19 protein-coding genes are annotated in these 24,240 nt (G+C 59.1%); 11 read left to right on the forward strand and 8 right to left on the reverse strand.

Going from position 1 to position 24,240, the window contains the following annotated elements; genetic code table 11:
• Positions 1 to 830 precede the first annotated feature (830 nt).
• Positions 831 to 1,433 carry a TetR/AcrR family transcriptional regulator gene (locus tag DFR51_RS09355; RefSeq protein WP_121050232.1) on the reverse strand — a complete coding sequence of 201 codons (603 nt, stop codon included), beginning with the start codon at positions 1,431 to 1,433 and terminating at the stop codon, positions 831 to 833.
• Between the two features lie 117 nt (positions 1,434 to 1,550).
• Entirely contained in the window at positions 1,551 to 3,767 is a 2,217-nt protein-coding gene (locus tag DFR51_RS09360) for a TonB-dependent receptor (protein WP_121050235.1), read from the reverse strand.
• Positions 3,768 to 3,856: 89 nt separating this feature from the next.
• On the opposite strand from DFR51_RS09360, the gene DFR51_RS09365 reads away from it, so the two are divergent.
• The 3 genes from DFR51_RS09365 to DFR51_RS09375 are packed head-to-tail and all read left to right on the forward strand — an operon-like array spanning position 3,857 to position 7,079.
• On the forward strand, positions 3,857 to 5,413 hold the full coding sequence (locus DFR51_RS09365) for an AMP-binding protein (protein WP_121050238.1): 1,557 nt from the start codon (positions 3,857 to 3,859) through the stop codon (positions 5,411 to 5,413).
• On the forward strand, positions 5,410 to 6,708 hold the full coding sequence (locus DFR51_RS09370; protein ID WP_121050242.1) for an MFS transporter: 1,299 nt from the start codon (positions 5,410 to 5,412) through the stop codon (positions 6,706 to 6,708). Before DFR51_RS09365 ends, DFR51_RS09370 begins: the two co-directional genes overlap by 4 nt.
• An 11-nt stretch (positions 6,709 to 6,719) precedes the next feature.
• The gene (locus DFR51_RS09375) at positions 6,720 to 7,079 is read left to right on the forward strand and encodes a nuclear transport factor 2 family protein (protein ID WP_160119029.1); all 360 of its coding nucleotides are present in this window, start codon (positions 6,720 to 6,722) and stop codon (positions 7,077 to 7,079) included.
• On the opposite strand, the gene mlrC is transcribed toward DFR51_RS09375, so the two are convergent.
• A complete protein-coding gene (gene mlrC, locus DFR51_RS09380) occupies positions 7,076 to 8,668 on the reverse strand; it encodes a microcystinase MlrC (RefSeq protein WP_121050248.1) in 1,593 nt (530 codons plus the stop codon). The genes DFR51_RS09375 and mlrC overlap by 4 nt on opposite strands.
• Before the next feature lie 85 nt (positions 8,669 to 8,753).
• On the opposite strand from mlrC, the gene DFR51_RS09385 reads away from it, so the two are divergent.
• Together DFR51_RS09385 and DFR51_RS09390 are read left to right on the forward strand one after the other, a co-directional pair.
• Positions 8,754 to 9,764, forward strand: coding sequence for a CPBP family intramembrane glutamic endopeptidase (locus DFR51_RS09385; protein ID WP_160119030.1), 1,011 nt, complete (start codon positions 8,754 to 8,756; stop codon positions 9,762 to 9,764).
• A gap of 5 nt (positions 9,765 to 9,769) precedes the next feature.
• On the forward strand, positions 9,770 to 11,047 hold the full coding sequence (locus tag DFR51_RS09390; protein ID WP_126494445.1) for a peptide MFS transporter: 1,278 nt from the start codon (positions 9,770 to 9,772) through the stop codon (positions 11,045 to 11,047).
• Here DFR51_RS09390 and DFR51_RS09395 read toward each other — a convergent pair.
• Positions 11,025 to 12,650, reverse strand: a complete 1,626-nt coding sequence (locus DFR51_RS09395; RefSeq protein ID WP_121050257.1) for a serine hydrolase domain-containing protein — start codon at positions 12,648 to 12,650, stop codon at positions 11,025 to 11,027. The two genes, DFR51_RS09390 and DFR51_RS09395, sit on opposite strands and share 23 nt — an antisense overlap.
• 6 nt (positions 12,651 to 12,656) lie before the next feature.
• Between DFR51_RS09395 and DFR51_RS09400 the strand changes: the two genes are divergently transcribed.
• From DFR51_RS09400 to DFR51_RS09425, 6 genes are all read left to right on the forward strand, one after another.
• Positions 12,657 to 13,982, forward strand: a complete 1,326-nt coding sequence (locus tag DFR51_RS09400) for a dipeptidase (protein ID WP_243445485.1) — start codon at positions 12,657 to 12,659, stop codon at positions 13,980 to 13,982.
• Positions 13,982 to 15,469 carry an N-acyl-D-amino-acid deacylase family protein gene (locus DFR51_RS09405; RefSeq protein ID WP_174234233.1) on the forward strand — a complete coding sequence of 496 codons (1,488 nt, stop codon included), beginning with the start codon at positions 13,982 to 13,984 and terminating at the stop codon, positions 15,467 to 15,469. Before DFR51_RS09400 ends, DFR51_RS09405 begins: the two co-directional genes overlap by 1 nt.
• A gap of 241 nt (positions 15,470 to 15,710) precedes the next feature.
• Complete coding sequence (locus DFR51_RS09410) at positions 15,711 to 16,766, forward strand: acyl-CoA dehydrogenase family protein (RefSeq protein ID WP_121050266.1); 1,056 nt, start codon at positions 15,711 to 15,713, stop codon at positions 16,764 to 16,766.
• Between the two features lie 11 nt (positions 16,767 to 16,777).
• Positions 16,778 to 17,998 carry an acyl-CoA dehydrogenase family protein gene (locus DFR51_RS09415; RefSeq protein ID WP_121050268.1) on the forward strand — a complete coding sequence of 407 codons (1,221 nt, stop codon included), beginning with the start codon at positions 16,778 to 16,780 and terminating at the stop codon, positions 17,996 to 17,998.
• Positions 17,999 to 18,197: 199 nt separating this feature from the next.
• Positions 18,198 to 19,103, forward strand: a complete 906-nt coding sequence (locus tag DFR51_RS09420) for an SDR family oxidoreductase (protein ID WP_121050271.1) — start codon at positions 18,198 to 18,200, stop codon at positions 19,101 to 19,103.
• Positions 19,100 to 19,870, forward strand: a complete 771-nt coding sequence (locus tag DFR51_RS09425; RefSeq protein WP_121050274.1) for an enoyl-CoA hydratase/isomerase family protein — start codon at positions 19,100 to 19,102, stop codon at positions 19,868 to 19,870. Before DFR51_RS09420 ends, DFR51_RS09425 begins: the two co-directional genes overlap by 4 nt.
• Before the next feature lie 15 nt (positions 19,871 to 19,885).
• Here the strand turns inward: DFR51_RS09425 and DFR51_RS09430 are convergent, their stop codons facing one another.
• The 4 genes from DFR51_RS09430 to DFR51_RS09445 are packed head-to-tail and all read right to left on the reverse strand — an operon-like array spanning position 19,886 to position 24,205.
• Positions 19,886 to 20,602 (reverse strand): gamma-glutamyl-gamma-aminobutyrate hydrolase family protein, encoded by a 717-nt coding sequence (locus tag DFR51_RS09430; RefSeq protein ID WP_121050278.1) that lies wholly within the window; start codon positions 20,600 to 20,602, stop codon positions 19,886 to 19,888.
• Positions 20,602 to 21,933 carry an aspartate aminotransferase family protein gene (locus DFR51_RS09435; protein ID WP_121050281.1) on the reverse strand — a complete coding sequence of 444 codons (1,332 nt, stop codon included), beginning with the start codon at positions 21,931 to 21,933 and terminating at the stop codon, positions 20,602 to 20,604. The genes DFR51_RS09430 and DFR51_RS09435 overlap by 1 nt, the downstream gene beginning before the upstream one ends.
• Positions 21,930 to 23,081: an NAD(P)/FAD-dependent oxidoreductase gene (locus DFR51_RS09440; RefSeq protein WP_121050284.1), complete on the reverse strand. Its 1,152-nt coding sequence runs from the start codon at positions 23,079 to 23,081 to the stop codon at positions 21,930 to 21,932. The genes DFR51_RS09435 and DFR51_RS09440 overlap by 4 nt, the downstream gene beginning before the upstream one ends.
• Positions 23,078 to 24,205 (reverse strand): DmpA family aminopeptidase, encoded by a 1,128-nt coding sequence (locus DFR51_RS09445; protein ID WP_197723666.1) that lies wholly within the window; start codon positions 24,203 to 24,205, stop codon positions 23,078 to 23,080. Before DFR51_RS09445 ends, DFR51_RS09440 begins: the two co-directional genes overlap by 4 nt.
• Positions 24,206 to 24,240: the final 35 nt, after the last annotated feature.

Genomic DNA, 24,240 nt, shown 5'->3' on the forward strand with positions numbered 1-24,240 from the left:
TCGCGCACTTCACGGGCGACACCTTTTATGCCCACGTGGACGAGGTAGCGGCCGCCGCAAGTCCGATTTAGGAGGACGGGTGGCCCACGGCTACTCATCCTGTCTTTCGCTGCAGGCTTGTTTGTCGACCCGGCACCGGGTCCGGTCCTCGCTAACTTCGGACTTGAAAATCTTCGCTTTATTAAGTCGGTCAAACTGGGAGAGAGCATCAAGGTTGCCCTTGCAGCGAAGGCAAAGTCCTTGCGGAGTCCAAAAATGGGAGAGGTCCGCTGGGCGGTGTCCGTAACCAACCAAGACAATGAGTTGGTGGCCGCATACGATCTGCTTACGATGAATGCGGCCTGACGATCCGAGCCAGAAGTAGCGGCATTTCTCGCAGAGATTGCCCCCGCGCAGTAGGATGATGGATAGGGCGTGACGACCGCAAAGGTCGCCAAGTCATCACTCAGCTGTCCGCCGGCAGCTTGTCGGAACACACGAGACGTCGTCAGACTCGTGAGCAGTCCCGACTTGCCTATCAAGCATAGGACGCTGTGCTCATTCTAACTGCCAACCGTCTCGGCTCCGGTCTCTTCAGCCGCCTATTCCAGAGGCTCCTTAACAAGGTCCGCGAAATCCGTGATGACGGCGAAAACGCACTATAAAATCCCTGGGCGATCACAACCTAAGATGATTACTCGACATCAGACATTCGGGTGACGTAACCGCTCACCGGCGCGATGGAAGTGCAGGCGGGCTGGCCCTAAGCCGCCATTCCCGAGAGCCGTAAATTTGGCTCAGTTCATCAAACCGATGCACGAAGAGCCGATAAACGGTCCGCCGTATGGCCCTCATCCGACATCGACGGTTTGGATACCCCCAAGGACGAAATCGCGCACGAGATCGGCAAGTCGCTCGAGCTTCAATTTTCCGTCTGGATTATACCAGGTGTAGGTCCAGTTGATGGCCCCGTAGATGAGAAAGGTTATGGGTGTCCCAATGGCTGCAGCTTGCGCGATCTCAGGTCTGATCTTCGCCACAATTGCCGTCAGCAGCTTGACCGGAGCGTCCTCGATCGCGCGCAACTGTTCTTGCTGCTCGCTTGTCAGAACAGTCATCTCGTTGAACAAGATTGGATAGTTTATGCGGTAATCGTCATAGATCCGCAGGCATTCGAGGATGAACTTGTGCAACGAAACCTCAGGAGCGAGCCCCTCGATATCGATCGCTTCTAGACGAGCACGTACAACCACTAGAAAGTCACGAAGCAGCGTGAAGAGAATGTCCTCTTTGGTCGGAAAATAATGATATATCCAAGCCTTGGAGGCGCTACATGCTGAAGAGAGCTCAGAAATGGAGGTTTTGGCAAAGCCTTGGCGCGCAAAGAGCCCCGAGGCAGTATCGAGGATCAGTCTCTTCTTGTCCTCATGGTCTTTTGCCCGCACCCCGACCATAGAATGCTATCTCCGCCCCTAGTCCACTGGACCTTAAACTCGGTCGATCGGAGATCAAGCGCGGATCCCAGCCTTATCCCCGGTACGGGGGGGGGGGGGGATCCGCGCCTTTGAAGATCAGAAACGCCCAGCAAGTCGCAGGCCCCAGGTACGTCCCAGTTGCCGGGTTACAAGCGTATTCAGTCCCAGACCAATTGGCGCAGGGAAGCCACCATTGGCGACCAAGATCACGTCCTGATTATCGGCGAGGTTGTTGACGAACCCGACCAAGTCGAAATGCTTACCATAAATGCCTGCCGAGACATTGACCGAAGAATACGCGGGCCTCGTTCGGGCAGCCGAATTCTCGCGATCGTCGAACGTGCTTGAGCGATAGAGATATTCACCGCGTGCACCCAGCGACCAGTCATCACTCACCGGCACCCGCAAGGTGGCCGAGAGGTTGCCAGTCCACTTGGGCGCCCCAGGCAGGCGGTTTCCTGAAAAGTTCAAGGCCCCGTCAGTGTACTTGCTATATTTTGCGTCGGTATAGCCCAAAACGCCGTTCAAAGTCAGAATCCCGGTCGGCCGCACAGTCAATTCGGCTTCAAGCCCTTGCAACCGGGCCGACGCCGCGTTCGTGACGATTGCTACGACAGCACCACCTCCGCCGAGGACCTGGGTGAGCTGCGGCGTCTGAATGTCAGAGTAATCCTGCCGGAAGACGTCGGCGTTGAACGTGATGCGATTATCGAGGAACTGCGCCTTGATACCCAGTTCATAGTTCCACAGGCTCTCGTCATCAAAACGCAGGGCTTTAAAAGTCGTAATGCGCGGCGACGTGATATTGTCCACGTTCCAGCCGCCCGACTTAAAGCCCTTTGAAGCCGTGCCGTAAACCATGATGGCGCGTGACGGCTGGTATCGAAGGGTAAATGTCGGCGAGACATCCGTCGCGCTGATCCGGTCAAACTCCTGCGGGAGATTCGGGGCGCCGATCAGCGGGAAGCCTTTCTGCTGGTAATTGAGGCGCTTGGCTTCGTCGGTGTAGCGAATGCCGACGGTCGCAGTCAGCTTGTCGACAAACTCCCAATCTACACTTGCGAACGCAGCCACTGCTTCAGTGTCGGCCTCGCCAAAGGTATTGCCAACCTGCCCTCGGAGTGGCGCAAATCTGCTGTCAGGGCCAAACGTGCTTTGCGCGAAGTTATCGGTGTCCTGGCGGAAGAGGTATCCACCGATCAAGTAGTTGATCCTATCCCCTAGCTTACCGGACAAACGCAACTCTTGCGAAAACTGGGTCTGCTTGGACGCAGACTCGCTTACGACGATCGAGAGTGGCCCGACGTCGGAATCGTTGGTTCTCTGGTTTTCGGCCCATCGGTAAGCGGTAATCGACGTCAGGGTCGCGCCAAAGCCGGTCTCAATATCGGCCGTCAGTGAAACCCCCTTGGACTTGCGCCGGGCGAGCGTTGGGGTGTTGACATTGCTTTCATAGCGTCCGGTCGGCCCGCCGTACCCGGCCGAAATCTCATCCACGTAACCGTAATTGTCCTCATTCAGGTAGTCGGCCGAGAAGACCAGCTTGACGAAATCCGAGGGCTTCCAGAGAATCTTTGCTCGGCCACCGTAGCTATCGTCATTCGCGAAGCGCCGATTGTCGAGCAGGTTACGAACGTAACCATCCCGCTTGACCCGAAATCCACCGACACTCACCGCAAGGGCGCTGGACAGCGGCGCTGAAACAAACCCCTGCGCTTCAAAACGGTTGAAGCTGCCGGTTGAAAGTTCGAATTGACCTGTCGGCGTAAAGCTCGGGTTGCGCGTAACGATACTGATCGCGCCGCCAATCGCATTCTTGCCGAAGAGTGTACCTTGCGGTCCGCGGAGGAACTCGACCCTCTCGACGTCATAGAGCGGGGAGTCAAACGTGTAACTTTTTCCCTGCACAACACCGTCGATGTAAACCCCAATCCCGCTGTCAAAGCCTGGATTGTATCGTGACTGGCTCGAGACGCCGCGGACGGTGATAGCGGCCAGTGGACCACCGCTAAATGTGACGTTCGGAACAGCAGAAGCCAATTCCGAGACCCGGACATTGTCGCGTTCCGCAATCTTATCGGCCGAAACTGCGGAGATCGCGATCGGCACGTCCTGGAGGCGCTCGGTGATCTTCCGAGCCGTGACCACGATCTCTCCAGGTACCTTGTCGCCTTGCGCATCGTCCGCTGCTGCGGGCGCGGTCTGCGCGAACGCAGCAGGCGCAGCTGAGGCCATCAGAGTGACTAAGGTCGCACAAGCAATCGATCGACGAATCATTTCGTTCCCCCCATATTGGTTCAGGGAAATTGTCATTAACCGGCCAGACGGTCAATATATGATTGTAACCTGGCTTCGGCGGGATATAAGCAGGGGCACGTGTCCGGTGCGGTGGAGAAGCAAGAATGGGGATCGATTTGGGCGGGTCGCTGGGATCCCTGATCGTGAGAGCATGTCAACGCTGGCATGGTCGCATTGCGCTTCAGTGGCCCGGAGGCGCGTTCACTTACGCCGATCTAGGCAATCGCATTTCTCAGTTCATCGCGGCCTATGGCTCGCTCGGGCTCGCCCGTGGCGGGGCGCTGGCAATCATGGCACCTAACCTTCCCGAGACAGCTATTGCCAATGCTGCTGCCATGGTTGCCGCTATCCGCGTGACGCCGGTTTCGCTGTTCATGCCCGACGAGGATCTGGCCTATATCCTTGGCGATGCCGAGATTGACGTCATCCTGGTCGCACCTGAGCAGGCTGAACGAGTAGCATTGCTGGTGATGAACCTGGGCCGCAGTATCCAGGTCGCGACTCTCGGTGCAGCCCAACAAGGCATCGATCTTGTGGCGCGGGCTGATTCAGCCGCCCCGTCAACACTGGAGTCAGTTGCTCAATGCGGCGATATCGCGGTGATTGCCTACACTGGAGGGACCACTGGTCGACCAAAAGGCGTCGTCCATACCCACAATTCGACCCTGGCAACGGTTTTGATGGCTGCGAGTGAATGGGAATGGCCGAGCCCCACGAACGTCGTCGCTGTCACTCCGGTTTCGCATGCAGCGGGAATGCTATGTTACCCCGCCTGGTTGAAAGGTGGAACTTTTCACCTGCTTCCTTCATTCGATCCAGCGGGCTTGGCGGACTATGCGCGTAAGCACAACGTCACCGCTACGTTCCTCGTCCCGACGATGATCTACCGGCTCATCGACCATGCAAAGGAAACTGAGCTCGATCTTGGGCCGCTCGAGACGATCATATATGGTGGCGCACCAATTGCCATTCCGCGTCTTGTTGAAGCCATCGAGCTTTTCGGCCCGTTGTTCATGCAGCTATACGGTCAGACTGAGGCGCCAACCTGCATCGCTTATCTCGCACGGGACCAGCATATGCTGGATCGGCCCGATCGCTTGGGCTCTTGTGGAGTGCCGCTGGCTAGCGTGGATATCCAACTCGTTGATACCGATGGCGCGCCTGTTCCCACAGGCGAATGCGGCGAGATATGCGTCCGCGGTGCCTTTGTCATGCAGGGTTATTGGCGGCGTGAAGCAGCCACTGTGGAAGCGATACGTGACGGCTGGCTTCGAACCGGCGACGTAGGACGTTTTGATGAAGACGGCTACCTAAGCATCGTCGATCGCACCAAGGACATGATCATCACCGGCGGCTTCAATGTCTATCCGAACGAGATTGAGCAGGTCATCGCCATTATCCCGGGTGTTCTGGCCTGCGGCGTGGTAGGCATCGACGATCCGCGTTGGGGCGAGGCCGTTACAGCATTCATTGTCCCTAATGACCCCGCCAATCCGCCTGATCCAGTCCAGATCATGCGGGTTGTCAGGGAGCGCCGAGGTCCAGCCGCCGTTCCCAAGCGAATTGAATTCATAGCTGCCCTGCCCGTCACGCCAATCGGGAAAATCGACAAAAAGGTGCTGCGGCAATTGCCTCTGGCAGCCGTAGAGGGGCATTCGTGACGACCTCGACCAAAGCCGGGATAACCGTCTCCACCCGAGCAGGCTGGTGGGCGGCGGCGCTGTTCACCGTCGCCGCAATGGTCTCCTACACTGACCGCTTCATACTTTCGCTGCTCGTTGATCCGATCGAACGCGAACTTGGCATTAGCGATGCTCAGTTCAGCATCATTGTGGGTGCAGCGTTCGCAGTCTTTTATACGGCCATGGGTGTTGCCGCGGGTTGGCTGGCAGACCGCCACAACCGCAAACGCATGATCATTGTCGGAGTACTGATCTGGAGTGTTGCCACGATTGCAACTGGTTTCGCCCAAGATTTCAACACAATGGTCATATTGCGCATTGCTGTCGGCACAGGCGAGGCAATGCTTATGCCGGCCGCGGTGTCGATGCTCGCCGATATGTTCCCGCCGGAGCGACGGAGCATGCCGCTGGCTCTGCTAATGCTGGGCATGATCGCCGGCAATGGTTTTGCCTTCCTGTTAGGTGGAGCACTGGTAGAACTGGTCAGTCACCAGGCCTTCAGCGGACTGCCTGTGCTTGGTGACCTTTCTGGGTGGCGCGTCGTCATGGTGATTGCTGGCACGCCCGGAATCTTCCTTGCCGCAGCGATGGTTTCCATCCGAGAACCTCTGCGCGCTGTAAGCCGACCGCCGAACTCGCTGGCAGAGCCACTGGCATGGCTTTGGCGGCACCGCAGACAGCTGGCCCCCATCTATCTCGGATGCGCGGCCCTCTCGCTCGGCGATTTCGCGTTGGTCAGCTGGGCACCCTCGCTGATGATCCGCAGCTATGGCGTCTCGACCTCTTCTACCGGATTCATCTTTGGCATGCTTGCCATCGTCGCCGGATCGCTGAGTGCGCTTGCCGGCGGAGCTGCCGCCAGCCGGCTCAGAGTCACAGCTAAGGGAGACCGCCGACCTGCTGCGATTATCGCTGCAACTGTCACAGGATTGGCTGGTACGGGCTTGTTACTTGTTCCAAGCGCTTACGGCGTCATTTGCGCAATCTCTGTCTGGGGTTTCTCGAGCGCCTTTGCACAAACAGTTTCATTGCCTTTGTTTCAGGAACGCCTCATCGACGAGGTGCGCGGAATTGGCTCATCCCTAGGCGGTGTGTTCAATATCATGCTGGGGCTCAGTATAGGCCCAATCCTGGTTCCTATCTTCAAGGACACCGGCATGACAATGGCCTCCGCACTACTCATGGCAATGGCAATCGCCGGCATGCTTGCGGTGGCACTGTTTGCAATGCTTTTGGTCCGCCTCCCGGTCACAACCGCCAAACCGACCTCTTAATGGATCCGCACATGTCACACCAAAAGTCGATCGCGCTTCTGGACCCCGTCATTCGCCAGCTGGAGCGATTCAACGCCCATGATGCCGAGGGCTTTGCTTCCTGTTTCACAAGCGACGCGCGTTTCGAACAATTGACCGGCCCCCCGGTGGCCGTGGGCCGTACCGAGATTGTGCAGGTCTATACTCAGTTGTTTGCCAGGGTCCCCAATCTAAGGATGGAGCTCATCGGGCGGATGATCCGCGACAACTATGTCGTTGATCATGAACTTGGTGAAGGTGATTCGACGCGTGGTCCAGATGGTCGCTTCGAAACCATAGTTGCCTATCGTGTCGCAGGCGATTGCATCGATCGGGTCTGGTTCATCCGTTAGGTTGGAAAATCGACAGCCTCGAAGGGCCACATCGGCCGGGAGCGCTTGTGATATTGTCGGTTGGACGGCTGCTGGCTCGAAACGACGTAAATCACACTGCTCCCCATTTTCCCGAAACCAATCCTCCACTGCTCGGACGACTTTACGGCAACATAGCGCTTTTCGGCAGGTTCGACACCGACCGCCCGGAACATCTCGGGGCCGTAGCACTGGTCGCGAATTTCGCTAACGATGATGTCGAGTCCGGCAGCATTGATGCAAACGACGCGCCCCAGAGGCGGCCGAGAGCCTAGAAGGTTTTGCGTGACGTTTTCGGCAAGCCCTGTGATTTTGCCGCGAACGTCGAGGGGCGGCCCGGATGCCTCGCCGACCTTGCCGCCAACGCGCAGGGAAAAATCTGCACCAAGACCAGCTTCAAAGCCCAAGCGTACTGCCAAGGGATCCCATATCGGGCCAATGCATGCTGGGGTAAGTCCATTGTCCAGCATTGCACGGGCCAATGCCATATTGTCACCGGAAGCCCCTCCGCCGGGGTTGTCGGAACTATCGACCAAAATTACGGGAAATGCGGTCGCAGCCTTGGCAAGCTCGATGTCATCCGCAAAGGTTCGCCCTGTCCCGTTGCCTTTCATGACCCCGGCCATGGCTTGATAGCGGCGACCGAAATCTTGCGCGATCGAAGCGGCAGCTGGCTGGTCATTGTCGGTATAGATCAGCACTTTTGAGCCCATGCGAGCGACATCGCCAGCACGGAAACCGTGGATCAGTGAGCCGGAGAGGACTTGCCCTTGCCGCTCGCGCTCGATGAGGTCCGCGACCAGTTCCTTCATTGGTGAAGATTGCGTCGTCAATCCGCCGACCATCCGGCAGTCAAACAGGCTTGCCGTCGGCCTGATCTCGCCCTCGCGAATTCTCTCGAGCAAATCGAAAAGGTCACGCGCGCGCTCGACGTAGTCGATGTGCGGATAGTACTTGAACGCAACAAGGACGTCGGCAGCGCTAACCATGCGCTGCGACAGGTGAGCGTGAAGATCAAGCTCGGCTCCAAGCGCAACATCTTGGCCGACAATAGCTCGGGCACGCTCGAGAAGATCGGCCTCGCATTCGTCCTCACTGAAGGCAAGCATCGCACCATGCAAACCGAAGGCGACGATGTCGACAGGCATGGCACGTTGCAGCTGGTCAAGAATCTCGTCGCGCAGCATCTGGTAGGCCTGCGCGGTGACCGGCCCGCCCGGCATGGCGAAGGCACAGGTTCCCTCGATGACCTCGTATCGTCCGTCTCGGGCTCGCTCTCGCGCAGCCCAGAGTGGTCCGGTCGCCTCGGTTGCAAAATCCGGGTGCTCCCCGGGGCGCCAGAGCATCGTTGCCCTGAATGCATCGAGGCCAGTCGGCAGTGGCGAGAATGAATTCGTCTCGGTACCAAAAGTCGCCACAAATACGCGCAACCTTCGGCCCAGCAGCGCCGCACCAGCCGCTTTCGATCCAGCCATCGACAACATGACTCCCATCAACGTTCGACGATCAAACATAACACGAATCTTCGGTTTGCTGTTGTTCGCGCCAACTGGCGGCAGCCACCCCGTCATAAATCATCCGGCCGGACAGTCAATTCTTGTTGACCCTTTCAGAGTCATCTGGAATGTTCGGCTGAGGGTATGGGAGAATCGAACAATGCGGGAGTTTGTCAGGCAGCGGCCTTTAGTAAGCTTTTATGTGCTGGCGATCCTGATCGCTCTCGCAGCCAATGTGCTGCGCGCGATGGACCCGACCCCCCTAGGCCCCATGTTCAAGATGTTGCAAGAGACGCACGCTCACCTCAACATTGTGACGGCCATCAGGTCCACGTTCGATTATCCAACAGCCTATACGTTCCTGTTGTTCCCGGCTGCACCAATGCTTGCGGCCCTGATTGTGACCGGAATAGGCTACGGTCGCGCAGGATTTCGTGAGCTGCTAAGCCGCTGCGCCCCTTGGCGAGATCCTGTTTCGTGGCGGCAGGGCGTCACTGTCATTGCGGTGTGCTTCCTTGTCTTCTTCGCGCTCACCGGGATGATGTGGGTTCAGACCTACCTATACGCTCCGTCAGGTACGCTCGATCGCGCATTCCTGCGCTATGGGTCAGATCCGCTCTCCATTTACGCGATGCTGGCAGCATCGCTTCTTATCAGCCCGGGCCCGCTGCTCGAGGAGCTTGGCTGGCGCGGGTTCGCACTGCCCCAGCTGCTCAAGAAGTTTGACCCCCTGACGGCGGCGGTCATCCTCGGCACCATGTGGTGGGCCTGGCATTTGCCACGCGACTTGCCGGCAATGTTCTCCGGCGAGCCTGGTGCCCTCTGGGGGGTTATCGTCAAGCAGTTCGTTATCGCGCCCGGAATGATCGCCAGTACGATCATCGCTGTCTTTGTTTGCAACAAACTGGGTGGATCGCTGTGGGGCGGATTGCTTACTCACGCGATCCATAACGAGCTGGGCGTAAACGTAATGGCCGAATGGTCGCCCGCGGCTGCAGGACTCGGGTGGCGCCCTTGGGATTTCATCGAATTCGCCGTGGCCATTGGGCTCGTCCTGATTTGTGGAAGGAGCCTTGGTGCCGCATCTCCTGACAATGCGCGATTGGCCTGGGGCAACGTGCCGCCAAAGCTGCCGGGCGGAGCGACTGACAAGTCCGGCGCGAACGCGTGAGCGTCATGTCCCGGTGGCTTCCGAAAACATTTCGGGATCACCCAGCGGTCTTACTGCTGGCCGCGACGGAAATGTGGGAGGCCTTCTCCTATGTCGGGCTCAGAACCGTACTGGTCTACTACCTTACGCAGGACTTGGGCTATTCGACCGAGGACGCCTCACTTATCTATGGGACGTTCCTCGGCGTAGCCTATGTAACGCCAATCCTGGGTGGGTGGATCGCCGATAGGTTTATTGGCCGATCGGCGGCAATTGTCGGTGGCGCATTGCTGAAGATGGCCGGGTACATCGGCCTTTTGTTTGGCGCCAACGTTACGGTCTGTCTCGCCGCAATTGTCATTGGCAACGGCCTGTTTCTGCCTACCCTTCCCGCTACTCTGGGCGCTCTTTTTTCTCCGAACGACCCTGATCGCCAACGCAGTTTCAGCTTCTATTATCTGGCAGTCAGCGCCGGAGCGCTGCTTGCACCGCTGATTTGCGGCACGCTTGGCGAGAATTTCGGCTGGCGCTATAGCTTCCTGGCTTCCGCAACAGGGCTTGCGGCCGCCATCGTCATCTTTTTGGCCGGACGTCATCTGCTGCCACCCGATCGAGCGGCAGCAGCTTCCCAACCGATCTACGAAGCCCCGATCGGTGCGACGGGTCGGTCCGTCATCCCGCTTCTGGCCTGTGTCCTGATGGCAGTCATCATCTTGCGGGTCGCTTATGAGCAGCTCGGCAACACTGTTGCGCTCTTCGCCGCCAGTCAGGTCGATCGTTCATTGGATGGAGATATCACCATCCCCTATACCTGGTTTCAGTCACTCAATCCGCTGGGGGTCATTCTGTTCACCCCCCTGCTCGTCTGGGGATGGCGCAAGTCCGCCTCAAGAGGCGGTCCACAGGACGATTATTTCAGAATGGCTATCGGTAGCAGCATTATGGCCGCCGCCTTCGTTGGCCTCGCACTGGTCATCCAACTGGGGCAACCTGGTCAGATCCCCTGGCCAGTCCTTGCGGCCTTCTTCCTGATGGTAACTTTCGGCGAACTGTGGGTGCTCCCAGTAGGCCTCAGTCTATTTGCCCGCTTGGCGCCCGCCGGGCGAGGCGCAATCACCATCGCGTTCTGGTATAGCGCTCGTGCAGCAGGCAATTTTTTAGCTGGCCTGATGGGCCGCGCCGAACCTGCACTCGGCTATGGCAACTTCTTCCTGCTTTGCGCAGCCTTTCCTTTGCTTGCTGCAGCGATCTTCGTCGCAATAAGCCGGCGTCCTCGGCGCATTATGGAAGCCACCGGAACATAAGTCTGTTCAGATTGACGGTGTGAAATGTAAAACTCTGAGGACCAGTTGCATGCAATGAAAATGCGGCGTTCGGGGCCACCAGGTCATCCGCCAGCGCAGCAACGAGCGGAACCGCACCCGCTGGAGTATTCAGCGTCCATCCATTCGAATCCCTTGACAGGGTTACAGTGACACCGAGCTCATCGCTCCGATATCGACCGGGCCTGAACTGCTTGGCTCCAGGTGCGCCAGTTCCGACGTAGTTGTATAAGATTGGCCCGCTTTCGGTCCACTGGACAACACGTGCGCGCCCGCCGCGTGCGATTGCATAGCTTAGCAGGACACCCCGGCGCGCGCGGTAGATCCCATCCTGGCGGCGCGTCACTTTCTCAGCTCGCATGTTGTAGCTGACAATCGGTTCACCGTCACGGTGAGCGACGATGAGATACTGTCCGTACAAGGGATCGCGATAGTAGCCATCAGGCGCGGCGCGGAGGTCACCAATTTGTCCCAGGCGCTTCATCTCGGCAGGATCAATTGCGCGATCAAACCCCGGATCAGGTGCCCCGGGCTTCACGAGCAAAGCAATTTTGCGCGCACGTTCAGCCGGCGCGATATCATCACGATTGCACATCACGCTGATACCCATCCCGCTGTCCGGATAGAGCACGTCCATGGCCCGGTTGCCCACAACCAAGCCCGAATGCGACACAACACGCTCGCCTTGCCGATTATCCACGAACAACCCACCGGCATAATCGACAGGTCTGCCAGAGCGCAGTTTTCCGTTCACGAGGCGGGCCACTTCGAGTGCCTTGCCGCCGGTTGTAGCAGCGAGCGAAGCGCCATGCCAAAGAGCAAGGTCGCCAACAGTGGTGCGCACACCGCGGTCGCCATAGCCTTGCCAGGTCCAGGCTGCGGCGACAAAGCTACCATTCTTGGCGATTTGGTAGCCGCGTGCATCCCCTGCAATCAAACGGGTTGTATCAAGCGTTGCGCGCGTTTCCTTCATGCCCGCCGGCATGAAGAGCCGCTCGCGCGCAACATCCGGAAATGGTTTTCCGGTTAGGCGCTCCACGATTTCTGCGAGCAGGAAGTAATTGGTGTTAACGTAAGAAAAACGACGGCCAGGTGGGCCGTCGAGTCCCCGTTGCGCCATCACAAATGCCAGCACTTCCTCGCGGGAATGGGGTTTGCTCTCATCGTCTCCGCGTGCCCTGAATGCATCGAAATATTCCCGGATGCCGCTGGTGTGGTGCAACAAATCCGCGACCGTGACCGGATCGTATACCTTAGGGAGCTCAGGCAGATAGGTGCGGATCGATGCCGCCAATTTTAGTCGGCGTTCCTGTGCCAACATCAGGATGAGAGCGGCCGTGAACTGCTTCGATGTTGACGCCAGTTCGAAGCGTGTTGCGGGTGTAATCGGTTCCCGTGTGGCCAGGTCCGCAAGACCGAAGCCACCCTGATAGAGAACTTTGCCGCGCATGTTCACGGCATAGGCGCAACCCGGTTGGTCCGGCTTGATATCAGCAAATACCGCATCGAGGTCCTTCGGCTCGACATGGGGCGTCGCCATTGGGATTGCGGCCGTCAGCGCCAGGAAAAGCTTTGTTGCAGTCATCAGATCTTGCCTCGCTCAATCAGCCAATCGAACCGCTGGATTTCCAGCGCATTTAATGGCAAAGCGATGTTCCATATTCCGCCCGGTCGGTCAATCAAAGAGAGGCATTTCCTGATGCTAAAGCGTTCAATCATCCTTGGCGCAGCTGCGCTGATGGGATCCTCTATCGTATTCGCTCGCAATGGAGCGCTGATGTCACCGGCACACCGGGCCGCAATCGTGCTCGATACCCATATCGACACCCCTGCATTGCTGCACGTTGCCGGTTGGTCGATAATGGATCGCCACTCGCTTTCGGTTGACGGAACACAGGTTGACCTTCCGCGAATGCAAGATGGCGGGCTTGATGGTGGCTTCTTCGTCGTCTTCACCGAGCAGGGCCCCAGAACCCCGGCTGGCTTCGCCATGGCGCGCGACGCAGCATTGATCCGCGCCCTTGAAATTCGGGACATGGTCGCGCGACACAACAAGGACTTTGAACTTGCGACACGGGCAGACGACGCCGAAACGATCGTCAAATCGGGCAAGCGGGTCGTCTTCATGAGTATGGAGAACGGTTATCCAATCGGCCGGGACTTGTCGTTAATGCGCACCTTCCGTGCGCTCGGTGTGACAATGATGGGCCCGGTCCACGTCGGCAACAATGATCTGGCGGACAGCTCAAATCCCGACAACGGGCCGGAATGGTACGGCCTGTCTCCGCTTGGGCGTCAGTGGGTAGCCGAGGCCAATCGACTCGGTATCTTGATCGACGCTTCACACGCTTCTCCGGAAGCGCTGGATGATATTCTTGCCCTGTCCACCGCACCGGTCATCTTGTCCCATAGCAGCCTCAAGAGCCTTGCGGACAATCCCCGCAACATTGATGATGCGAGGCTGCGGGCGCTTGCAGCCAAGGGCGGTGTCATTCAGATCAACGCCGTGTCGAGCCATCTCGGGGTACCCAACAGTCGGGGCCGCGCACCGGCCCGCGCTTTGCTCGGGCAACCGGTCGCCAACATCGCCGAGCTTCAGGCGCAGCGCGCGGCAGTGCTCAAGATCGAACGTGAAAATCCGGCCCCACGTGCCAACCTGGATCTTCTGGTCGCTCAGATTCGCTACGCAGTGGCCCTTGTTGGTATCGATCATGTCGGTTTGTCGGGTGATTTCGATGGTGGTGGCGGTATCGATGGCTTCGACGAAGCGAACGACTATCCAAAGGTCACCCAGCGCTTGCTGGCGGTCGGCTTCACCGCTGAAGACCTCCGCAAGTTCTGGGGAGGAAACGTTTTGCGCGTCCTGCGCGAAGCGCAGGCTCGGGCCGAGCCGTCTGCAGTCGCTGGACCGCAATGATGCGATCGCCTGAGTGCAGCCTGCTGTTCCGCGGCGGGCTTGTAATCGACGGTACCGGAACGCGCGGCGTGATCCAGGACGTGGCAGTCGAAAACGGCACAATCGTTGCGACCGGAGATCTTTCTCGATGGCGTTCGCGCGAGACAATCGACATAGCGGGCCGAGCGCTTTGTCCTGGCTTTATTGACGTTCATACGCATGACGATCACTTCGTGTTCGCCGATCCTTCCGCGTTTCCCCGTGTCAGCCAAGGGGTGACCACGGTTGTCGTGGGGAATTGCGGCGTGAGTCTCGCCCCCTTCGTCGCCTCCGGAGAACTCCCTCCCCCCTTTGCAGAGGTCGCCGCCAAGGTTGATTTCCGCTTCTCACGCTTTCGCGATTACTTGGACGCGCTCGAAGCCACACCACCCGCCGTCAACGTCGCCGCGCTTGTCGGTCATACCACGCTTCGCGCCGCGACAATGGACAGGCTTGATCGTCCCGCGACCGCCAGCGAGCGAATGGAGATGCGCTCGCTGGCCGCTGAGGCCATGACTGCCGGGGCGATTGGTATGTCCTCTGGGCTCTTCTATCCGCCAGCGAGGGCAGCGCCGATGGAAGAAGTGATCGCAATTGCGGAAGTTGTCTCCGAGTACGGCGGTATTTATGCGACCCATCTGCGCGACGAAGGGAGCGCCATCGATGCTGCAATCGATGAGGCGCTCCTTATCGCCGAACGTGCGGGAATGCCGCTGATCATTTCGCATCACAAGCTTATGGGCGAAGCCAATTTCGGCCGCGCACCTGAAACTCTGCGCAGGATTGTCCAGGCTTCAGCTCGGCAGGAGGTTGGCTTTGATGTCTACCCTTATGTCGCGGCTGCGAGTTCGTTCAACCTGGACCTTTACCGCCTTTCGAAGCGTGTCCTGATCACCTGGAGTGCAGTCAAGCCTGATGCTGCAGGTCGAGAGCTTGACGAGGTTGCAGCCGAATTAGGCCTGAGCGGCGAGGCGGCACTGACAGCGCTGGCGCCTGGCGGCGCGGTTTACTTCTGCATGGACGAGAATGATCTGCGCCACATCCTTGCCTGCCCTGATGCGATGATCGGTTCGGACGGGACGACCACCAGTATCCGCCCTCACCCTCGCCTGTGGGGGACATTTACGCGAGTTCTTGGCCGGTACGCGCGCGATGAAGGTCTATTTCCCTTCGAGGAAGCGATCCGTCGGATGACAAGCTTGCCAGCGCGGCGGTTTCGCCTGGCCAGGCGCGGTGTGATTGCCCCTGGCGCAATTGCGGATCTGGTGGTGCTCGATCCGGCCACCGTTGGCGATGCGGCTGATTTCGAAAATCCGATCCAGCCTAGCACAGGGGTCGAGAGTGTATATGTCGCTGGGACACCCGTCTATCGCGACGGGACGGCCACCGGCGCGCGCCCAGGCTGCATTCTTAGAGGGCTACAGACGCGGCTCCAAAAGGATCGGCCGGTATCATCTCTTAGGGCCTAATCCATGTCAGTGAAATGGCGGAGCAACTATGCTTCTTCGGTATCGCTGACATTTTCTCGCGTCTCCAACCATCATGACAATCTGTCATCGCGCTAATGAACAGCATCAGTGCCGGTTATGAGTGGACTTGTCAGCGAAGACTGCAGCTTATCATCTATTGACCGACCGTTCATTTAATGCGATAGCGGCGGCCATGATAAAGAATGTTGCTTCAGCGCTTGACCGCAACGGGGGCCGCTAGGTGGAGTTCGATTTCACCGAGGAGTATCGGCTCCTCGCGGATCAATTACGGCGGGCTCTCGAGGTAGCAGCGCCGCTCGATGCGGCACGAAAAACTGTCGACAGCGGACAGCTCAACCGCTCGGCTTGGGGTCTGCTAAGTGAAATGGGGATCCTAGCCAGCGGCATTTCCGCTGACTTTGGCGGCAACGATCTCGGGTCGATCCCGGTTTGCCTGGCTTCAGAAGCAATTGGTTGGTCGGTGGCTGCGGTGCCGACCGAGTCATTGTATCATGCTACACCCCTGATCCAGTCGTGCGGATCAGCTGATCAGCGGACTCACTGGTTACCAGCACTGGCTAGTGGTGAAGCGACTGGATGTGTGGCTACAGGCGCAGTCCTGGCGATCCATAACGATCGTCTCACTGGCGCAGTTTCGCCCGTTTCGGGGGGACACGAGGCGTCAGTGGCGATTGTCCGAGCAGACAACAGATTGTGGCTCGTCGATCTGACAGCAAGTGACATTGAGCGGGAGCAGCTTGCCACATTAGACCCAGGCCGACCTCTCTGCCGCATCGCATTTCGCGGCACTCCGGCCACTCCAATGGTCAGCGACACTTCGGATTTCGCGCTCAACCACGCAGTTGTCTGCGTTGCCTTCGAACAGATTGGTGGAGCCTCCCGAGCTCTCGATGGGGCGATTGCTTATGCGCGCGAACGCCAGGCTTTCGGCCACAGCATTGGTTCATACCAGGCCATCAAGCACAAGCTGACCGACATTTGGACAAGGATTGAGATTGCGCGGGCGCATGCGATGTATGCTGCGTCGTCGCTCGATACCCGGGCAAGCGACTTGCCGCTGGCTGCTGCCGCGGCTCGCGCTGCTGCGACCGAAGCCTATCTGTTTGCCGCGCAAGAAACATTACAGGTCCATGGCGGCTACGGCTTCACTTTCGAAGCAGACTCACACCTATTCTACCGTCGGGCCCGAGCGCTTGCGGCCAGCTTCGGACCTGCAATCGAGTGGCGGTCGCGTTTGGCCGCTAGGCTGATCGCCGGCGAGACCGCGCTGCATTGAAAGGCCAGCAGATGGACTTCGCAGATTCTCCAGCCGATGCCCAGTTCCGCGCTCATGCGCGGGAGTGGCTTGCCGTACATGCACCGGTAACGCGCGGTCGGGGGCGGGTTTCCTGGTCTGATGACGCAACACTCGTTGCTGCAGCCCGGGAATGGCAAAGCAAGAAGGCCGCTGCCGGTTACGCCGCTGTCGCACTGCCACGCGAGTATGGCGGAGGTGGCGGGACAACCACTCAGCAGGTGATCTTCCGCCAGGAAGAAGAGCGATACGACGTTCCATTTGGCGTCTACGAAATTGGACTCGGTATGTGCGTGCCGACCTTGCTCGCACTTGGTAGCGATCAGGTCAAAGAGCGGTTCCTTGCCCGCGCGATCAATGGTGAAGAGATTTGGTGTCAGCTATTCTCGGAACCAGCAGCCGGCTCTGACCTTGCTGCCTTGCGAACGAAGGCCGTGAAGGCTGGAGACAACTGGGTTGTCGACGGTCAGAAGGTCTGGACCACCGGAGCACAGTTCTCGGACTATGGCCTTTTGCTTGCAAGGACCGATCCTAGCGCGACCAAACATGCCGGGCTGACGCTCTTCATTGTCGACATGCGCGCGCCCGGCGTCGAGGTGCGACCGATCCGGCAGCTCGATGGTGGCGCCGAGTTCAACGAAGTTTTCCTGTCCAGTGTTGTAATCCCGGACGAGTTTCGTTTGACCGCGCCAGGCGGCGGTTGGGCGGGAGCAATGACGACGCTCATGTTCGAGCGGCTCAATGTCGGTGCGAACATCGGGCTGATCGATTCATCGACATTGATCGATTTCAGCGGGCGCCTCGAAACATCAACCGGACGCGCAAGCGACGACCCCCTTGTTCGCGACATGATTGCCCAGGCGTACTTGAATGATCGCGGGTTGAAACTGCTCACTTACCGGACCTTGACGAAGCTGGGTCGCGGCCAGCTGCCGGGTCCAGAACAATCGATCACCAAGCTCGTGATAGCCAGCCAGGCGCAACTGATTGCCAATTTGCTGCTTGACCTTCGCGGAAAGGAGGGAGCGCTCGCCGGCAGTGCCCTCGGCGAAGGTTGGGAGGCTGTTGAGAGGTCCTGGAGTTTTGGCGCGGCGATGCGGATTGCGGGCGGTACGGACGAAATTCTCCGTAACGTGATTGCAGAGCGGGTTCTAGGTCTGCCGGCGGCCAAGCGCGACGATGCCACTCGCCCGTTCAATGAGAATCCGGCGTGATCACGCACACCAAAGGGACACAAACCCGACCGGCCGATTGCTATGGCGCACCGGCAGCCAGCCATTCCGCACCCCGGCACAGATCCCATCCCAAACCTCTCGCAATTGCCGGTCGCAGCCACGTCTTGCAGCGGGGCAAAGGAGCGGCCTTTCAAGATCGCCACGGTGGCTAAAAATTCTTTATCCGAAGGGAAGACTGATGACTGATACACTTCGCTATGATGGACGGGTTGCCATTGTCACTGGTGCTGGCGGCGGCTTGGGGCGGGCACATGCCCTAATGCTCGCCAGCAGAGGCGCGCGCGTCCTTGTCAACGACCTCGGATCGTCGGCGGCCGGCGCCGGGACTGACACTGGCCCAGCGGCTAAGGTTGTCGAGGAGATCCGCGCGGCCGGAGGCGAAGCGGTAGCCAACACGGACTCGGTCATCGATGGTTCCAAGCTGGTCGAAGCAGCGCTCGATCATTTCGGGCAGATCGACATCATCGTCAACAACGCCGGGTTCCTGCGTGACGTCGGCTTTCACAAGATGACCGAACAGGACTGGAGCGATCTCTATGACGTCCATCTGCTCGGAGCATTCCGGATCGTTCATGCCGCCTGGCCGCGGCTGCGCGACCAGAGCTACGGCCGGATCATCAATACTTCTTCGGCCGCTGGGATCTATGGCAACTTCGGCCAGGTTAATTATGGCACTTTCAAGCTTGCGCTCCATGGCTTCTCGCAGGCACTCGCGGTTGAAGGACGTGCACGCAACATTCATGTCAACTCGATCGCACCGGCGGCGGATTCGCGCCTGACCCGAACAGTCATGACGCCCGAACAGCTCGCTCCGATGCGCGCAGAACTTGTCAGTCCGCTCGTCGGGTGGTTGACCCACGAGACATGCGCCGAGACTGGAAGCTTGTTCGAAGTCGGGGGCGGCTGGGTAAGCAAACTGCGTTGGCAGCGCACACGTGGCGAACGGATCGGCGATGGCAAGGATTTCGCTCCGGAACAGGTGCGCGATGCATGGCCGGCGATTGTTGATTTCGAAGGGGCCGAGGCTCCCGCTGACTTCGCCGCGGGAATGGCGCCCTTCCAGAAGATCATGGAAGGCGCATGAACAAAGGTTACGCGATCGCGATCGAGGTCGAGCACGACAGCCCGATCGCGATCGTAACCCTAGCATCGCCCGGACGGGGAAATGCGCTTGGGCCAGCCGACCTAGGTCGCATCGCCAGCGTGATCAACGATCTGGCTACAACTGACGACGTCGGAGTCATTATTCTGACAGGGCGGGATGGAATCTTTTCGGCTGGAGCTGCGCTGGATGTTCTGGCCGACAGCCCTGCCGATGAACTGGCCGCGATCGTCGCAGACCAAACCCGGCGGCTAGCGGCGGCAATTGCCGGATCTCCGGTCGCCATCGTCGCTGCAGTCGATGGTGCTGCTGCGGGCTCGGGCGCTGGGATCGCCTTACTCGCGGATATCATGGTTATGTCTTCGAGCGCACGGCTGCTGTTCCCGTTCGCTCGCCTGGGTCTGGTTCCTGATACCGGCATCAACCACAGCCTGATCGCTGCAGTGGGTTCGGCGCGCGCGCGCGCGCTGCTCATGACTGGGGGCTCGCTGTCTGCTGAGCAATGCCTCGACTTGGGCCTGGCGCAAACTGTCGTACCCGAGGAAGAGCTTGCCGATGCAGTAAGGAGTCTGGCGATCAAGCTGGCGGGAGTTCCGCGCGGAACGCATGGCACCATCAGAGCCTTGCTGGCTTCCAGCGAGGCGGAAGCAGGATTAATAGCCGAGGCCCAGGCTCAAGCTGACAGGATGCGCGATCCGATCACCCAAGCAGCTCTGACCTCGGCACTCGCCCTCCTCAGGGGCTCCTGAGCTCGGTGCTGCAATCTATCGGGCAGCCGCTGCAGCGACGAAAGCGTTAAACAGGCAGCGATCAGCTTCCGAAATGTGAAACTCCGGGTGCCACTGGGTAGCCATCCAGAAATGTCGATCCCGGCGCTCGATCGCTTCGACAATGCCGTCAGGAGCAACTGCGGCTGCACTCGCTTCGACCCCTGCCTCGATAACCCCCTGCGAATGCAGACTGTTGACCGGCAGACGGTCGCGACCAACGATTTCGCGAAACCGGCTCCCCGGCGTGACGATAACTTCATGCGCCGCCTCCTCATAGGGCGCCGCGTCGCGATGCATGTGCCATTCGGGACGCACCGACTTGAGTGAAGGAACGATTGTCCCACCCGCTGCGACATTCATGACCTGAAAGCCACCGCAGATACCAAGCAGGGGTAGATCGCATTCCGTCACGCGCCGCACCAGAGCCAACTCAAAACGCGTCCGCGCCACCTTCTCCACTGGTTCCTGATCGACAGTTGCTGGATCAATGAGCTGCGCGTGGGGGAATTGGTACCCGCCGCCGGAGATCAGAACGCCGTCCAATACGCTGAGATAATCATCGATGAGCGCCAGCTCATGTGGGAGCATCACGGGTAAGGCACCAGCACTGGACAAGGCCGTCATCATGGCCTGGTTGGCGAAGTAATGAAGATGACGCGCATCGCTCCGCAATTCGACATCCGCCGTGACACCAATGAGTGGTCTGTGCATCAGGCCGTACCCGCAATTGCCCGATCGATCGCCGACGCCAGCTTGTCAACGATCTCGCCCACTTGCGCCTCGGTGATAATGAACGGGGGAGCAAGCAAGATGTGGTCACCGCGAGTGCCATCCACTGTTCCGAAACCCGGATAGCACAGCAGCCCGTTGTCCATCGCGGTGCCTTGGATGGCGTTCCAGACCATGCGCTCAGGCGCGAATGTTTGTTTGCTCTCCCGATCGGCGACCAGTTCAATTCCGACGAGCAGACCACGCCCACGGACATCGCCAATATGGGGATGCTGGTTGAACTTGTCGGTCAGAGCTTCCCGCAGAAGCTCACCTTGGCGGCGAACGTTGGCGAGAAGGTCCTGCTCGGTGATTTCCTGAAGCACGGCGAGGCCTGCTGCGGCGGCCGTCGCGTGACCGTTATAGGTATGGCCATGGAAGAAAAACCCTCTTCCACCAGCCAAAGTTGCCACGATCCGGTCGCTGACCAAGATCGCGCTGAGCGGCTGATAGCCAGCACCAAGACCTTTCGCGACAACGGCGATGTCCGGAATTATCCCATCCTGTTCGCATGCGAGGTACGTTCCGCAGCGTCCGGCACCTGCCAGGATCTCATCAAGGATGAGAAGGACACCATACTTTTGACAGACCGCCTGGATTGCCTGAAAATAGCCCGGCACCGGAGGAATGCACCCCGCAGTCGCGCCGACTACAGTTTCCGCTACGAACCCCGCGACGTTCTCCGGACCAAGCTCAATGATGGCTTGTTCGAGCTCGTTTACGAGCCTGCGGACATAATCTGCTTCGCTCTCGCCATCGCCCTGCTCGCGGTACGCATAGCAAGGAGAGACAAAATGATGTGGAGGCAGGAACCCCTCGAAGAGCGATCGGCGGATCAGGTTCCCGCTGACGCCCAGAGCTCCGATCGTGCATCCGTGATAGCTCTGGCGGCGAGAGATGAAGCGTGTCCGACCAGGCTCACCGTTTTCATTATGAAACTGCAGCGCAAGCTTGAGCGCGCCATCCATCGATTCTGATCCGCCTGAACCGGGATATACCCAGTCGAGCCCGGCCGGCGTCGCGGCAACCAACGCTTCGGCGAAACGTTCGACCGCATCCGTCGTGAAGTAGGCGTTATAGAGATAGGGCATGGTATGCGCCTGGGCGGCGATAGCATCCGCAACCCGGGTGGCGCTGTGGCCTAGGCACGAGACCCCAGCCCCCGACGCGGCATCGAGATAGCGCCGGCCGGCAGCATCGATGACATAGGGCCCATCACCCCCAACGGCGACAGGGTATTCACGGCCAAGCAGTCGGCGCATTACATTGGTCATACCGAGACCTCCCTACCCACCAGTCGATCCGGCAGGACCTGATCCGGTGTCAAACCAAAAGCTGCAAGGCCTTCCGGCCATGACCCTCCCGTGACGAGCGCAGACACAATCGCTGCCATTGCCGGCGCTGTCTGCAAGCCGTATCCGCCTTGCCCCGCCAGCCAGAAGAACCCATCGGCGTCGGGCGCGAACCCGGCCGTTGGGACACGATCAGAGACGAAAGAGCGCAGCCCTGCCCAGCGATGCTGGATCCGCGGCACTGTCATCGTCGTATATTCCTCGACCTTCCACGCTGCCAGCGCCAGGTCATATTCCTCAGGCTGAGCGTCGGTGGGAGGACTATCGACTTCGTCTACTGGCGACGCCAGAATTCGCCCGGATTCCGGGATCATGTAGAAGTCGTCGACTGTGGCCTTGACGAATGGCCACTCGCTGGCGTCGATCCCTTTGGGGGGGTCGAACATAATCACCGTCCGCCGCTTTGGCTCAAGACCAAGGGACCGCACGCCTGCCAGTCCGGCCACATGATCCGCCCAAGCTCCGGCCGCATTAATCAGCACCGGCGCAGCGAATTGCTGACCGCGTTCGGTGGTCACTTGCCACAGCCCTGCCTTGTAATCGATGCCCGCGACACGGGCTCCGATAACGGTGTCTCCTTTGCCATGCTTGACCCTTCGGGCATAGGCTTGCAGCAATCGATCGGCATCGAGCCGGCGACCGCCGTAATCGACCACACCTTTGACTATGTCGTCTCCGCCGGTCTTCAGCACTGGCACCATTGCCAGCATGCCTTTTTCGTCGATCCGCTCGATCGTGTCGGTGAACAGCTGCATCTCGGCCTCAAGCGCGGCCAACGCCTCCACCATGGACGGGCGAGCTACGAACAGGGCTGGTGTCGGCCTGCAAAATGGTTGGTCCGCAAAGTCGACTGGCGGCTGCTCGAAAAACTCCCGGCTAAATGCGGTCATCGCGCGCACTGCACGGTTGCCAATGCCAAAATGGTAGTAGGTCGCGCTGCGCCCGGAAGAATGATAGCCGACGGCCTGTTCAGCTTCGAGCACCAACACGCGGGCGTGACCTGCCAATGCAGCGGCAGCTGACATGCCGGCGATCCCGCCCCCGATTACTAGCACATCAGCACAGTTCATGTCGCACTCGCAGGCCCGCGGCCATACCGTTGCATCACTTCGACAAGCTTGTCGTTCGGCAGTGCATGCACAGTTGTTCCATCGACGCCGGTCATCGAGTCCGACATGGTCATGGAATTGATGATTGCCTCTTCGACCGCTTCTGAGGCAGCGCGAAAGAGCGGGTTCATGGCCTCATTGGGAAGCATGCGAAGGCCTTCTGCGATCACCGCCTCATTGAACGGCACGCGATTCCCTGTCGAAAAGGCAACGATAAAATCGCCCGACCTGTTTGAACCAAATCCACCGACGCGCGCCAGACCGATGCCGCCGCGCCGCGCCAATCTCGCGCATTGCGGTGGCAACAGCGGCGCGTCTGTTGCCAGCACGATCACGATTGAACCTTGGTCGCGTCGTTGGGGACTGTCCACGACTTCATAGCCAAGATGTCGACCGACCGGGACACCATCGACTGTAAGCTCGGACCGGTTGCCAAAATTGGATTGGACAAGAGCCCCCACGGTGAAACTTCCGCATGTCGTAGCGGTAACTCTTGATGAGGTCCCGATCCCGCTCTTGAATTCGAAACTCATCATGCCGGTGCCGCCACCAATTGAACCTTCGGCAACCGGCCCGCCAGCAGCCGCATCGAGCGCCGCAATGACATCTGCCCGGGTAACCGGCCCGTCCCAGCCATCATTGAGTACGCCGTCAAAAGTCTCGCCGGCCATCGGCTGGTGCCATCGGTCATCAATTCCGTTCTGCTTGGGATGAGCCAACAGCGTGTCGCGTAGGACTCCCACCGAAAATGCGGAGCTCATGCAGATCGGTGAGGTGAGAATGCCCGTCTCGGCAATCCAATGGCTGCCAGTAACTTCACCAAAGCCATTATACGAGTGGAAGCCTGCAAACACCGTTTCCTGCCAGTAGGGGACACCCAGCGGCTGGATGGCGGTGACACCTGTCCGCAAGATTCGCGGCGATTCTTCGATCCGCGTCACGTGGCCGACCCGGACCCCAGCGACATCCGTGATTGCGTTCAAAGGCCCTGTCGGCAGTTGGCCGATTGTCAGCGCCAGGTCGCGATATCTACATTTAGTCATTCGGATTACCATCCATCCCCAACCAACCATCAGATCATGCACTCGGCGATCTATTAACCGTCCGTCCGGCTAATTCA

The organism is Sphingosinicella microcystinivorans, from assembly GCF_003634215.1.
GTDB classification, from domain to species: Bacteria; Pseudomonadota; Alphaproteobacteria; order Sphingomonadales; family Sphingomonadaceae; genus Sphingosinicella; species Sphingosinicella microcystinivorans.